Origin of the sequence: Pseudomonas sp. FeS53a (assembly GCF_000931385.1) — a bacterium.
In the GTDB taxonomy this organism is placed as follows: domain Bacteria; phylum Pseudomonadota; class Gammaproteobacteria; order Pseudomonadales; family Pseudomonadaceae; genus Metapseudomonas; species Metapseudomonas otitidis.
The window spans coordinates 47,299-60,357 of sequence record NZ_JYFT01000058.1 but is presented as its reverse complement, the minus strand read 5'-3'; the positions used below and the strand labels follow the sequence as shown (position 1 = coordinate 60,357).

10 protein-coding genes are annotated in these 13,059 nt (G+C 68.1%); 6 read left to right on the top strand and 4 right to left on the bottom strand.

The features are described from left to right. Positions 1-76 precede the first annotated feature (76 nt). The 3 genes from dgcA to SZ55_RS17825 form a co-directional block, all read right to left on the bottom strand. On the bottom strand, positions 77-2,137 hold the full coding sequence (dgcA, locus tag SZ55_RS17835; protein ID WP_044409207.1) for a dimethylglycine demethylation protein DgcA: 2,061 nt from the start codon (positions 2,135-2,137) through the stop codon (positions 77-79). 15 nt (positions 2,138-2,152) lie between these two features. After that, the gene (locus tag SZ55_RS17830; RefSeq protein WP_044409204.1) at positions 2,153-2,683 is read right to left on the bottom strand and encodes a DUF5943 domain-containing protein; all 531 of its coding nucleotides are present in this window, start codon (positions 2,681-2,683) and stop codon (positions 2,153-2,155) included. A gap of 140 nt (positions 2,684-2,823) precedes the next feature. After that, positions 2,824-3,801, bottom strand: a complete 978-nt coding sequence (locus SZ55_RS17825) for a dipeptidase (protein WP_044409203.1) — start codon at positions 3,799-3,801, stop codon at positions 2,824-2,826. 454 nt (positions 3,802-4,255) lie between these two features. Here SZ55_RS17825 and SZ55_RS17820 point away from each other — a divergent pair, with 454 nt between their 5' ends. From SZ55_RS17820 to SZ55_RS17805, 4 genes are read left to right on the top strand one after another with little or no spacing between them, the layout of a single operon-like run. Further along, positions 4,256-4,738: a formate dehydrogenase subunit gamma gene (locus SZ55_RS17820; RefSeq protein WP_044409202.1), complete on the top strand. Its 483-nt coding sequence runs from the start codon at positions 4,256-4,258 to the stop codon at positions 4,736-4,738. After that, positions 4,732-6,288, top strand: coding sequence for a formate dehydrogenase beta subunit (locus SZ55_RS17815; RefSeq protein ID WP_044409201.1), 1,557 nt, complete (start codon positions 4,732-4,734; stop codon positions 6,286-6,288). Before SZ55_RS17820 ends, SZ55_RS17815 begins: the two co-directional genes overlap by 7 nt. Continuing rightward, positions 6,285-9,161 carry a formate dehydrogenase subunit alpha gene (fdhF, locus tag SZ55_RS17810; RefSeq protein WP_044409199.1) on the top strand — a complete coding sequence of 959 codons (2,877 nt, stop codon included), beginning with the start codon at positions 6,285-6,287 and terminating at the stop codon, positions 9,159-9,161. The genes SZ55_RS17815 and fdhF overlap by 4 nt, the downstream gene beginning before the upstream one ends. Continuing rightward, complete coding sequence (locus SZ55_RS17805; protein WP_044409197.1) at positions 9,158-9,379, top strand: formate dehydrogenase subunit delta; 222 nt, start codon at positions 9,158-9,160, stop codon at positions 9,377-9,379. The genes fdhF and SZ55_RS17805 overlap by 4 nt, the downstream gene beginning before the upstream one ends. 536 nt (positions 9,380-9,915) lie before the next feature. On the opposite strand, the gene SZ55_RS17800 is transcribed toward SZ55_RS17805, so the two are convergent. Then, complete coding sequence (locus tag SZ55_RS17800) at positions 9,916-10,872, bottom strand: GlxA family transcriptional regulator (protein ID WP_044409194.1); 957 nt, start codon at positions 10,870-10,872, stop codon at positions 9,916-9,918. 255 nt (positions 10,873-11,127) lie between these two features. On the opposite strand from SZ55_RS17800, the gene choX reads away from it, so the two are divergent. Together choX and SZ55_RS17790 are read left to right on the top strand one after the other, a co-directional pair. Further along, positions 11,128-12,063, top strand: coding sequence for a choline ABC transporter substrate-binding protein (choX, locus tag SZ55_RS17795; RefSeq protein ID WP_044409191.1), 936 nt, complete (start codon positions 11,128-11,130; stop codon positions 12,061-12,063). A 72-nt stretch (positions 12,064-12,135) separates the two neighbouring features. After that, positions 12,136-13,023 (top strand): 3-keto-5-aminohexanoate cleavage protein, encoded by an 888-nt coding sequence (locus SZ55_RS17790; RefSeq protein WP_044409188.1) that lies wholly within the window; start codon positions 12,136-12,138, stop codon positions 13,021-13,023. The last annotated feature ends 36 nt before the right edge of the window (positions 13,024-13,059 follow it).

Genomic DNA, 13,059 nt, shown 5'->3' with positions numbered 1-13,059 from the left:
GGACCGGGTGAACGCGGGGAGGATGCGCGGGAGGGGATTCGCGTCGCTCACCCCATCCCGCGTCTACCTGGCGGCGTCAGAAGTCCTTGCACAGGCGCAGGGCGTCGTAGATCGCCGCGTGCACGTTGCGGGGGGCGCCACAGTCGCCGATGCGGAACAGCAGGTAACCGTCACCGGGCTCGCTGAGGCAGGGCTGCGGCTGGATGGCGAACAGGGCGTCGACGTCGATCTGGCCCTTGTTGCGCGAGCCTTGCTTGAGTGCGTAGTACAGCGTCTCGTCCGGGCGTACGCCGTTCTCGATGACGATCTGGTCCACCACGCGCTCCTCGCGGGCGCCGGTGTACTCGTTCTCCAGCACGGCCACCACCTTGTCGCCCTCGCGGTAGACCTTCTCCAGCACCAGGTCGCCGGTCATGATCACTTCCTTCGGGTACAGGCTGCGGTAGTAGGTCGGGAAGGTGGTGCCACCCATGGCGACGCCGGGCTTGGTGTCGTCGGTGACGATCTCCACCTGGGCGCCCTTCTCGGACAGGTAGTCCGCTGCGGACATGCCGCCGAACTCGCAGATGGTGTCGTAGACCAGCACGTTCTTGCCGGGCTCCACCTTGCCTTCGAGGATGTCCCAGGCGCTCACCACCAGGCCGTCGGCCGCACCCCAGTGCTCGTTCTGCTCGATGAAGGGGTGGCCGCCGTTGGCCAGCACCACGATGTCGGGCTTGAGGTCGAGGATGGTGGCCGGATCAGCGGCGGTGCCCAGGCGCAGGTCGACGCCGAGGCGGGCGATCTCCAGCTGGTACCAGCGGGTGATGCCGGCGATCTGGTCGCGCTGCGGGGCCTTGGCGGCGAGGGTGATCTGGCCGCCGAGCTGGTCCTTCTTCTCGAACAGGGTCACGTCGTGGCCGCGCTCGGCCGCCACGCGGGCCGCTTCCATGCCGGCGGGGCCGCCGCCGACGATGACCACCTTGCGCTTCTTGCCAGTGGTCTTCTCGATGATGTGCGGAACGCCCATGTACTCGCGGGTGGTGGCGGCGTTCTGGATGCACAGCACGTCCAGGCCCTGGTACTGGCGGTCGATGCAGTAGTTGGCGCCGACGCACTGCTTGATCTGGTCCACCTGGCCCATCTTGATCTTGGCGATCAGGTGCGGGTCGGCGATGTGGGCGCGGGTCATGCCGACCATGTCCACGTAGCCGCCTTCGAGGATGCGGGTGGCCTGGTTCGGGTCCTTGATGTTCTGTGCGTGCAGCACCGGGACGTTGACCACTTCCTTGATGCCGGCCGCCAGGTGCAGGAAGGGCTCCGGCGGGAAGCTCATGTTGGGGATGACGTTGGCCAGGGTGTTGTGGGTGTCGGCGCCGGAGCCGACCACGCCGATGAAGTCCAGCATGCCGGTGTCGCTGTAGTACTTGGCGATCTGCTTCATGTCCTCGTGGGACAGGCCGTCGGGGTGGAACTCGTCACCGGAGATGCGCAGGCCGACGCAGAAGTCGGGGCCGACTTCCTCGCGCACGGCCTTGAGCACTTCCAGGCCGAACTTCATGCGGCCTTCGAAGGTGCCGCCCCATTCGTCGGTGCGCTTGTTGACGCGGGGGCTCCAGAACTGGTCGATCATGTGCTGGTGCACGGCGGACAGTTCGACGCCATCCAGCCCGCCGGCCTTGGCGCGGCGCGCGGCCTGGGCGAAGTCACCGATGACGCGCCAGATCTCTTCCACCTCGATGGTCTTGCAGGTGGCGCGGTGCACGGGCTCGCGGATGCCCGACGGGGACATCAGGGTCGGCCAGTTGTAGCCGTCCCAGCGCGAGCGCCGGCCCATGTGGGTTATCTGGATCATGATCTTGGCGCCGTGCTTGTGCATGGCGTCGGCGAGGTTCTGGAAGTGCGGGATGATGCGGTCGGTGGACAGGTTCACCGAACTCCACCACTGCTGCGGGCTGTCGGTGGAGACCACCGACGAGCCGCCGCAGATGGCCAGGCCGATGCCGCCCTTGGCCTTCTCCTCGTAGTAGCGGATGTAGCGCTCGGTGGTCATGCCGCCGTCGGTGGCGATCACCTCGGCGTGAGCGGTGGAAAGCACGCGGTTGCGGATGGTCAGCTTGCCGATCTGGATCGGCTGGAACATTGCTTCGAAGGCCATGGTGCGTGCTCCGGCTTACAGGGGTTTGACGATGAACAGGCCGTCGTCGTGGCCTTCTTCCGAGCCGCTGTAGACCTGCTCGGCGACGGTACGAAGGCTGCTGCCACGGGCGGCGAGGATCTGGTCCATGGCGCCGGCGAACCAGCCGGTGAACATGTAGTCCACCTTGCGGCCGACCTTGCCGTAGACGTAGACGAAGGCGGAGTGCTTGAGCTTGACGCTGGCGGTGCCCTTGTCGAGGTCGATGTCCTGGATCTGGAACAGGCCCCAGCCGCGCTGGGACAGGCGCTTCATGTAGTGCTCGAACACCGCCACGCCTTCCAGGCCGTGGCATTCGGCCTCCTTCTCGCACCAGTGCCAGGCGGACTTGTAGCCGGCCTTGTAGAGGATCTCGGCGTAGCGCTCCGGGCCCAGCTCGGCCTCGATGCCCATGTGGTTGTTGACGAAGAAGTGGCGCGGCACATAGAGCATCGGTAGGGCGTCGGTGGTCCAGACGCCGGTCTCGCTGTCGACTTCGATGGGCAGTTCAGGGGCGTGTTTGGCCATGTGGATAACTCCGAATTCAGGTCAGGTATCGGGCGGATGGCGCTTCAGTCATCCGCCGCAGAGATGAGCCACCGCGCGGTGGGGTGGTGGATGAAAAGAGCGTCATCCACCCTACGATTCGTGTTCGGTTCGGGCTGGCGTCATTCGCCCCAGACGTCCTTCAGGACGTTGACCCAGTTCTCGCCCATGATCTTGCGCACCACGCGTTCGCTGTGGCCGCGCTTGAGCAGGGTCTCGGTGAGGTTGGGGAACTCGCCCACGGTGCGGATGCCCAGGGGATTCACGATCTTCCCGAAGTTGGTCAGGCGGCGGGCGTAGCCCTTGTCGTGGGTCAGGTACTCGAAGAAGTCCTGGCCGTGGCCCTGGGTGAAGTCGGTGCCGATGCCGATGGCGTCCTCGCCGACGATGTTCATCACGTACTCGATGGCTTCGGCGTAGTCGTCGATGGTGGAGTCGATGCCCTTGGCGAGGAACGGCGCGAACATGGTCACGCCGACGAAGCCGCCGTGGTCGGCGATGAACTTCAGCTCTTCATCGGACTTGTTGCGCGGGTGTTCCTTCAGCCCTGAAGGCAGGCAGTGGGAGTAGCAGACGGGCTTCTTCGATTCGAGGATGACTTCCTCGGAGGTCTTGGAGCCGACGTGGGAGAGGTCGCACATGATGCCGACGCGGTTCATCTCCGCGACGATCTCGCGACCGAAGCCGGAGAGGCCGCCGTCGCGCTCGTAGCAGCCGGTGCCCACGAGGTTCTGGGTGTTGTAGCACATCTGCACGATGCCCACGCCGAGCTGCTTGAACACCTCCACGTAGCCGATCTGGTCCTCGAACGCGTGGGCGTTCTGGAAGCCGTAGAGGATGCCGGTCTTGCCCTGTTCCTTGGCCTTGCGGATGTCGGCGGTGGTGCGCACCGGGATGACCAGGTCGCTGTTCTCGCGGATCAGGTTGTTGCTGGCGACGATGTTGTTCACCGTGGCCTGGAAGCCTTCCCACACGGAGACGGTGCAGTTGGCAGCGGTCAGGCCGCCCTTGCGCATGTCTTCGAAGAGTTCGCGGTTCCACTTGGCGATGATCAGGCCATCGATGACGATGCTGTCGGCGTGCAGTTCGGCTGGGCTCATCAGGCTGTCCCCTTGGTGTCGGGCGCGCCGAATCGGTTGCCGGCGCTTTGAAGGGAGCATATCCCCGGGGCTTTGGGCGCTATCGCGCAAAAGCGACCGGGGTATTGCCGAAAGCGTCAAGCCGGTCGCGGATAGGCATGCGGGGTTCGGCGAGGCGGCGCTTCGTGGCGGGCCGTGCGTCCGGCATCCGCCGATGGGGCTGCGGGGCATCTATATAAGAAGGTGGCGGCAAGTCGCCCGGCGTCGGTTTCAGCATGCACAGGGTCGCTGAGGTGCAATTTCCCAGGCGCAGGGATGGCAAGCTCGCGTAATGCCCCGGACCCGTGCGCGAAGACGTGCGGTCCCGGCAACAGGGTGGCAACCGGCCCGTGTACCGTGGCGGTCGGCGCTGCCGCAGCCGAAACCTCCAGGCCCAGGCGTCCAGCGCCCGGCCTGTGGAGCCGAGGAACGCTGTATGCCTGATGAGACGCTTCACCTGCCTCTGATTCAGCGCGTGCTGGCGCGGGAGAAGGACACCCCCGGTGCCCTGCTGCCGATCCTGCATGCCATCCAGGAGGGCGCCGGCTACATTCCCGCCCTCGCCATCCCCGAGATCGCCCACGCCCTCAACCTCAGCCAGGCCGAGGTCCACGGGGTGATCAGCTTCTACCACGACTTCCGCACCGCCCCGCCGGCACGCCACACCGTGCGCCTGTGCCGCGCCGAGTCCTGCCAGAGCCGGGGCGCCGAAGCCCTGGCGGCGCAACTGCGCGAGCAACTGCAGCTGGACGACCACGGCACCCTTGCCGATGGCCGCGTCAGCCTGCGCCCGGTCTATTGCCTGGGCGCCTGCGCCTGCTCCCCGGCGGTCGAGGTGGACGGCAAGGTCCACGCCCGGCTGACCCCTGAACGCCTGCACGCGCTGGTGCAGGGTTGCCTGGAGGACGGCTCATGCTGAGGCTGTGCATCCCCTGTGATTCCGTCGCCCGCGCGGTGGGCGCCGATGCCGTGGCCGACGCCCTGGTGGCCGAGGCCGCGCGCCGGCAGCTGCCGCTGGAGGTGCGCCGCACCAGTTCCCGTGGCCTCTACTGGCTGGAGCCGCTGGTGGAGCTGGACGGGGCCGAGGGTCGCCAGGGCTTCGGCCCGGTCAGCGAAGCCGACGTGCCCGGCCTGCTCGACGCCCTGGCTGGTGACGGCCAGCATCCCCTGGCCCTGGGGGCGGTGGAGGAGCTGCCCTACCTGAAGAGCCAGCAGCGGCTGCTCTTCGCCCGTGCCGGCATCACCCGGCCGCTGTCCCTGGACGACTACCGTGCCCACGGCGGCTTCGAAGGCCTGGCCCGCGCCGTGGCGCTGAGCGGTGACGAGATCGTCACCGCAGTGCTGGATTCCGGCCTGCGGGGGCGCGGTGGTGCCGCCTTCCCCGCCGGCATCAAGTGGCGCACGGTGCGTGGCGTCGTCGCCGAGCAGAAGTACGTGGTGTGCAACGCCGACGAGGGGGACTCCGGCACCTTCGCCGACCGCATGCTGATGGAGGGCGACCCCTTCCTGCTGATCGAGGGCATGGCCATCGCCGGCCTCGCCGTCGGCGCCAGCCAGGGCTACATCTACGTGCGCTCCGAGTACCCCCAGGCGGTGGAGGCCCTGCGCGGCGCCATCGTGCTGGCCCGTGATGCCGGCTACCTCGGTGCGGACGTGGCCGGCAGCGGCCGGCCCTTCGAGCTGGAGGTGCGAGTCGGCGCCGGGGCTTACATCTGCGGCGAGGAAACCGCGCTGCTGGACTCCCTGGAAGGCAAGCGCGGCGTGGTCCGCGCCAAGCCGCCGCTGCCGGCGCTGCAGGGCCTGTTCGGCCAGCCGACGCTGGTGCACAACGTGCTGACCCTGACCTCGGTGCCGCTCATCCTGGCCCGGGGTGCGGCGTTCTACCGTGACTTCGGCATGGGCCGTTCCCTGGGCACCATGCCGTTCCAGCTGGCCGGCAACGTCCGTCACGGCGGCCTGGTGGAGCGGGCCTTCGGCCTGACCCTGCGGGAGCTGATCGAGACCTATGGCGGTGGCTGCGCCAGTGGCCGGCCGGTGAAGGCCGCCCAGGTGGGCGGCCCCCTGGGGGCCTGGGTGCCGCCCGCGCAGTTCGACACCCCGCTGGACTACGAGGCCTTCGCCGCCATGGGCGCCATGCTCGGCCACGGTGGTGTGGTGGTGGCCGACGACAGCCTGGACATGGCGCAGATGGCGCGCTTCGCCCTGCAGTTCTGCGCCGAGGAGTCCTGCGGCAAGTGCACGCCCTGCCGCATCGGCTCGACCCGGGGCGTGGAAGTGGTGGACCGGCTGATCGCCGCCACCGACATCACCGCCCGCGAGGAGCAGGCCCTGCTGCTGCAGGACCTCTGCGACACCATGACCTACGGCTCGCTCTGTGCCCTCGGCGGGATGACCGCCTTCCCGGTCACCAGCGCCCTCAGGCACTTCCCCGCCGACTTCGGGCTGCCGCCCACGGAGGCTGAGCAATGATCCAGATCTTCGACCCCGCCAAGGACACCGACCTGGGCACCCCCGCCCGCCAGAGCGAGGTGCAGGTCAGCCTGAGCATCGACGGCCGCGAAATCAGCGTGCCTGCCGGCACCTCGGTGATGCGTGCCGCCGCGCTGCTCGGCACCACCATTCCCAAGCTCTGCGCCACCGACAGCCTGGAAGCCTTCGGCTCCTGCCGCATGTGCCTGGTGGAGATCGACGGCATGCGCGGCTACCCCGCCTCCTGCACCACGCCGGTCACCGAAGGCATGGTGGTGCGCACCCAGACGCCCAAGCTCGCCAGCCTGCGGCGCAACGTCATGGAGCTGTACATCTCCGACCACCCGCTGGACTGCCTCACCTGCTCCGCCAACGGCAACTGCGAGCTGCAGACCGTGGCCGGCCAGGTGGGCCTGCGCGAGGTGCGCTACGGCTATGACGGGGCCAATCACCTGAGCGATGCGAAGGACACCTCCAACCCCTATTTCGACTACGACCCGAGCAAGTGCATCGTCTGCAACCGCTGCGTGCGGGCCTGCGAGGAGGTGCAGGGCACCTTCGCCCTGACGATCGACGGGCGCGGCTTCGACTCCCGCGTGGCGGCGGCCGGCGGGGAGAACTTCCTCGACTCCGAATGCGTCTCCTGCGGGGCCTGCGTGCAGGCCTGCCCCACCGCCACGCTGATGGAGAAGAGCGTGGTGGAGATGGGCCAGCCGGAGCGCAGCGTGATCACCACCTGTGCCTATTGCGGCGTGGGCTGCTCCTTCCGTGCGGAGATGAAGGGCAATGAGCTGGTGCGCATGGTCCCGGACAAGAACGGCCAGGCCAACCACGGCCATTCCTGCGTCAAGGGCCGCTTCGCCTGGGGCTACGCCACCCACCCGGACCGCATCACCAAGCCGATGATCCGCAAGCGCATCACCGACCCGTGGCAGGAAGTCAGCTGGGAGGAGGCGGTGAACTACGCCGCCGGCGAGTTCCGCCGCCTGCAGCTGCAGTACGGGCGCGACGCCATCGGCGGCATCACCTCCAGCCGCTGCACCAACGAGGAGACCTACCTGGTGCAGAAGCTGGTGCGCGCCGGCTTCGGCAACAACAACGTGGACACCTGTGCCCGCGTCTGCCACTCGCCCACCGGCTATGGGCTGAAGCAGACCCTGGGCGAGTCCGCCGGCACCCAGAGCTTCGACTCGGTGATGCAGGCCGACGTCATCCTGGTGATCGGTGCCAACCCCACCGACGCCCACCCGGTGTTCGGCTCCCAGCTCAAGCGCCGCCTGCGCGAGGGCGCGCGGCTGATCGTCATCGACCCGCGCCGCATCGACCTGGTGGACTCGCCCCATGCCCGCGCCGAGCTGCACCTGGCGCTGCGTCCGGGCACCAACGTGGCCATGCTCAATGCCCTGGCCCACGTGATCGTCACCGAGGGGCTGGTGAAGCAGGACTTCGTCGACGCCCGCTGCGAGCCGGCCGACTTCGCCCGCTGGAGCGCGTTCGTCAGCCGTCCCGAACATGCCCCCGAGGCCCTGGGCCCGGTCTGCGGCGTGGCTCCGGACGCCATCCGCGCGGCGGCCCGGCTCTACGCCACCGGCGGCAATGCGGCCATCTACTACGGGCTGGGCGTGACCGAACACAGCCAGGGCAGCACGGCGGTGATGGGCATCGCCAACCTCGCCATGGCCACCGGCAACGTCGGCCGCGAGGGTGTCGGGGTGAACCCGCTGCGCGGGCAGAACAACGTGCAGGGCTCCTGCGACATGGGCTCCTTCCCCCATGAGCTGCCGGGCTACCGCCACGTCTCCAACGAGGCGGTGCGGGCGCAGTTCGAGCAGGCCTGGGGCGTGACCCTGCAGCCCGATCCGGGGCTGCGCATCCCCAACATGTTCGAGGCCGCCCTGGGTGGCAGCTTCAAGGGGCTGTACTGCCAGGGCGAGGACATCGCCCAGAGCGACCCCAACACCCAGCACGTGACCGCTGCGCTGTCGGCCATGGAGTGCGTGGTGGTACAGGACATCTTCCTCAACGAAACCGCCAAGTTCGCCCACGTGTTCCTGCCCGGCAGTTCCTTCCTGGAGAAGGACGGCACCTTTACCAACGCCGAGCGACGCATCTCCCGCGTGCGCAAGGTGATGGAGCCGCTGGGCGGCAAGGCCGACTGGGAAGCCACCGTGGCCCTGGCCAATGCTCTGGGCTATCGCATGGACTACCGGCACCCGTCGGAAATCATGGACGAGATCGCCCGCCTCACGCCGACCTTCAGCCGTGTCAGCTACGCCGAGCTGGAGCGTCACGGCAGTCTGCAATGGCCGTGCAACGACGCCGCGCCGGATGGCACGCCGACCATGCACATCGACGCCTTCGTGCGTGGCAAGGGGCGCTTCATGCTGACCGGCTACGTGCCCACCGAGGAGAAGGTGAACAACCGCTACCCGCTGCTGCTCACCACCGGGCGCATCCTCAGCCAGTACAACGTCGGCGCGCAGACCCGGCGCACCGACAACGTGGCCTGGCACGAGGAGGACCGCCTGGAGATCCACCCCAGCGACGCCGAGAGCCGTGGCATCGCCGAGGGCGACTGGGTGGGCGTGGGCAGCCGCGCGGGGCAGACCGTGCTGCGTGCCCGGGTGACCGAACGGGTGGCGCCGGGGGTGGTGTACACCACCTTCCACTTCCCCGAGTCGGGGGCCAACGTGATCACCACCGACAACTCCGACTGGGCCACCAACTGCCCGGAATACAAGGTGACGGCGGTGGAAGTGACGAAGGTGTTCCAGCCTTCCGAATGGCAGAAACGCTATCAGGCGTTCAGTGACGAACAGCGGCGCCTGCTCAAGGAGCGCCGCAGGACGGAGAGAGTCGAGGCACGCCGATGAGCACAGACAACCTGATCAAGATGGCCAACCAGATCGCCCAGTTCTTCAGCAGCGAGCCGGACCCGGAGGCGGCGGTGAAAGGCGTCCAGCAGCACCTGCAGAACTTCTGGACCCCGGCCATGCGCATCGAGCTCATGGCCTGGCAGGTGGAGCGCCAGGGCGAGAACCTCCACCCCCTGGTGCAGGCCGCCCTGGCCGAGCAGGGGCGGGCGGTCTAGCCGCATCGTGCTCCACGTCGTCGGGTGCTCCCCGTGCGCCCGACGGTGGATCGGTGGAGCGCGATTCACCCCACGCGGCGCTGCGTGCACAACCCGTAGGATGCGGTGAGCTCGGCGAACCGCATCGACCACGAACCGGGCCTGGCAATGATGGGCTTCGCACAGCTCAGCCCATCCTACGAGGCTGTCCAAACTCGGGCGTTCCCTTGGTGCCCGACGGTGGAGCGCGACCCACCCCAGGCGGCGCCGTGTGCATAACCCGTAGGATGCGGTGAGCTCGGCGAACCGCATCGCATCCGAGTCGTGCCTGGTAATGATGGGCTTCGCACAGCTCAGCCCATCCTACGAGGCTGCCCAAAGTCGGGCGTTCCCGTGGCGCTCGATGGTGGCTCGGTGGAGCGCGATCCACCCCCCGCGGCACCGTGTGCACAACCCGTAGGATGCGGTGAGCTCGGCGAACCGCATCGAACCCGAACCGGGCCCGGCAAGGATGGGTTTCGCACAGCTCAACGCCATCCTGCGTCTGCTGTGCCGCTTCATCGCTGCGGCGGGTCCGGGKGTTCGTGCCGGTCGCGGCTCGGGGTGGTGTCGAAGCGCTGGCGGTAGCAGCGGGAGAAGTAGCTGGAGGACTCGAAGCCGCAGGCCAGGGCCACCTCCAGCACGCCCATGTCGGTCTGGCGCAGCAGCTGCCGGGCCTTTTCCAGGCGCAGGCCCAGGTAGAAACGGGTCGGCGTGTCCTTCAGGTGCAGGCGGAACAGCCGTTCCAGCTGGCGTGGGGTGACGCCCACGCGCTCGGCCAGGGTGCAGGTCGACAGCGGCGTCTCGCTGTGGCGCTCCATCTCGCCGATCACCTGCACCAGCTTGCGGTTGTGCACGTTGAAGCGGCTGGCGATCTGCATGCGCTGGTGGTCCTGCTGGGAGCGGATGCGGCCGAGCACGAACTGTTCCGACACCTTCAACGCCAGGGCCTCGCCGTGCTGGCGGGCGATCAGCGTGAGCATCAGGTCGAGGCTGGCGGTGCCGCCGGCGCTGGTGATGCGGCGCCCGTCGATCTCGAACAGCTCCTGGGTGACGGTCAGCGACGGGTAGCGTTCGCGAAAGGCGTCGATGGCCTCCCAGTGCAGGGTCAGGCGCTGGCGCTCGAACAGTTCGGCCTCGGCCAGCACGAAGCTGCCGGTGTCGATGCCGCCCAGGCGCACGCCGTCGGCCTCGGCGCGGTTGAGCCAGTGGGACAGGCGCGGGTTGAAGGTGGCCAGCGGCTCGAAGCCGGCCACCACCAGCAGGCAATCCCCGGCGGCCGGGGCCTCCAGGCCACCATCCACGTTGAGCGACATGCCATTGCTGCCGGCCACCGGGCCGCCGTCGGCACTGAGCAGGCGCCAGCGGTACAACTCGCCGCGGAAGCGGTTGGCCACCCGCAGCGGCTCCACCGCCGACATGAGGCCCATCATCGAGAAGCCGGGCAGCAGCAGGAAGCCGAAGGTCTGGGTCATGGGCGGGTTCCACGAGGCGATGAGCACTTAAAAACCAGCTGCGCGGCGGGTGCAAGCGGGGAGGTCGTTTCTGTCCTAGAGGTGGTCGTTCTGGTTCGAATCGGCGGGGCGGGCGCTGCGTAAGTTGTGTCCATCGGGTTGACGTGGCGCCCGAGCACGGATGGAGTCGCCGGGCGGGTCGAACGGGCCTGGAGCCGTCGACCCCGGCCTCCTGAACAACAAGTAGAAAGCCGCATGGCCGCAAGGGGAGCATCGATGAAACGTCTTACCGCATTCGCTGGTTGCTGTTTGTTCGCCCTGTCCCACACCGCTGCATTCGCCGCCGACGACGCCAGTTGCCAGAAGATCCGCATGGGCGTGGTGGGCTGGACCGACGTGGTCGCCACCTCCGCCGTCGCCAACGAGCTGCTGGGCAGCCTGGGTTACCAGACCAGCCAGACCCAGGCGTCGCAGCAGATCATCTTCGCCGGTATCCAGAAGAAGCAGGTGGACGTGTTCCTCGGCTACTGGAAGCCGATCATGGACGACAACATCAAGCCCTTCCTCGACAGCGGTGCCGTGAAGGTGGCGGCCCAGCCGTCCCTGGGCGATGCCGTGGCGGTGCTGGCGGTACCCACCTACACCGCCGAGCAGGGGCTGCGCACCTTCGCCGACATCGCCCGCTTCAAGGATCAGCTCGGCGGCAAGATCTACGGCATCGAGTCCGGCTCCGGCGCCAACCTGGCGATCCAGAAGATGATCGATGGCAACCAGTTCGGCCTGGGCGGCTTCAAGCTGGTGGAGTCCAGCGAGGCGGCGATGCTGACGGCAGTGAAGCGTGCGGTGAAGAACCACAAGCCGGTGGTGTTCTTCGGCTGGAAGCCGCACCCGATGAACATCCAGATGCCGGTGACCTACCTGACCGGCAGCGAGGACGTGTTCGGTCCCAACGACGGCGCCGCCACCGTCTCCACCGTGACCGCGCCGGACTTCGCCCAGCGTTGCCCCAATGCCAACCGGCTGGTCACCAGCCTGCGCTTCACCAGCGACCAGGAGGCGCAGTTGATGCAGCCGATCATGGAGCGCCAGGAGCCGGGCAAGGTCGCCCGCGAGTGGCTCAAGGCCAACCCGGCGGTGGTCAAGGGCTGGCTGGAGGGCGTGACCACCTTCGATGGCCGCAGCAGCGACCAGGCCGTCGCCTCCCTGAAGTAATGCCGTTCAACCCCGGTGCGCGGGTTCGCCCGCGCACGGTTTCCGATCGCCTCGCAGAAGGATGAATCCACCGTGAACCATGAAGTCATCGTCACCTGCGCCGTCACCGGCGCCGGCGATACCGTCGGCAAGCACCCGGCCATTCCCGTCACCCCGAAGGAGATCGCCGCCGCCGCCATCGAGGCGGCCAAGGCGGGCGCCACCGTCGCCCACTGCCATGTGCGCGACCCGCGTACCGGCAAGCCGAGCCGCGATGTGGCGCTGTACCGCGAGGTGGTGGAGCGCATCCGCGAGAGCGACACCGACGTGATCATCAACCTCACCGCCGGCATGGGCGGGGACCTGGAGATCGGCAAGGGCGAGCAGCCGCTGGAGTTCGGCGCCGGTACCGACCTGGTGGGGCCGCTGGAGCGCCTGGCCCATGTGGAGGAACTGCTGCCGGAGATCTGCACCCTGGACTGCGGGACGCTGAACTTCGGCGATGGCGACTTCATCTACGTGTCCACCCCGGCCCAGCTGCGCGCGGGCGCCAGGCGCATCACCGAGCTGGGGGTGAAGGCCGAGCTGGAGATCTTCGATACCGGCCACCTGTGGTTCGCCAAGCAGATGCTCAAGGAAGGGCTGCTGGAGGACCCGCTGATCCAGATCTGCCTGGGGATCCCGTGGGGGGCGCCGGCGGACACCACGACCATGAAGGCCATGGCCGACAACCTGCCGCCCGGCCTGACCTGGGCCGGCTTCGGCATCGGCCGCATGCAGATGCCGATGGTGGCCCAGGCGATGCTGCTGGGCGGCAACGTGCGGGTCGGCCTGGAGGACAACATCTGGCTGGACCGGGGCGTGCACGCCAGCAACGGCCAACTGGTGGAGCGAGCCATCGAGATCATCGAGCGCCTGGGCGGCCGTGCCCTGAGCCCGGCCGAGGGCCGCGAGAAGATGAACCTCAAGCGCCGCGGCTGAGCAAACCCCTCATTCATATGCCGTCGCCCGGGCTTC

Excerpts from the sequence above, each read along its gene's own strand:
- dgcA (WP_044409207.1), bottom strand. The coding sequence starts at position 2,137 with ATGGCCTTCGAAGCAATGTTCCAGCCGATCCAGATCGGCAAGCTGACC.
- SZ55_RS17830 (WP_044409204.1), bottom strand. The coding sequence starts at position 2,683 with ATGGCCAAACACGCCCCTGAACTGCCCATCGAAGTCGACAGCGAGACC.
- SZ55_RS17825 (WP_044409203.1), bottom strand. The coding sequence starts at position 3,801 with ATGAGCCCAGCCGAACTGCACGCCGACAGCATCGTCATCGATGGCCTG.
- SZ55_RS17820 (WP_044409202.1), top strand. The coding sequence starts at position 4,256 with ATGCCTGATGAGACGCTTCACCTGCCTCTGATTCAGCGCGTGCTGGCG.
- SZ55_RS17815 (WP_044409201.1), top strand. The coding sequence starts at position 4,732 with ATGCTGAGGCTGTGCATCCCCTGTGATTCCGTCGCCCGCGCGGTGGGC.
- fdhF (WP_044409199.1), top strand. The coding sequence starts at position 6,285 with ATGATCCAGATCTTCGACCCCGCCAAGGACACCGACCTGGGCACCCCC.
- SZ55_RS17805 (WP_044409197.1), top strand. The coding sequence starts at position 9,158 with ATGAGCACAGACAACCTGATCAAGATGGCCAACCAGATCGCCCAGTTC.
- choX (WP_044409191.1), top strand. The coding sequence starts at position 11,128 with ATGAAACGTCTTACCGCATTCGCTGGTTGCTGTTTGTTCGCCCTGTCC.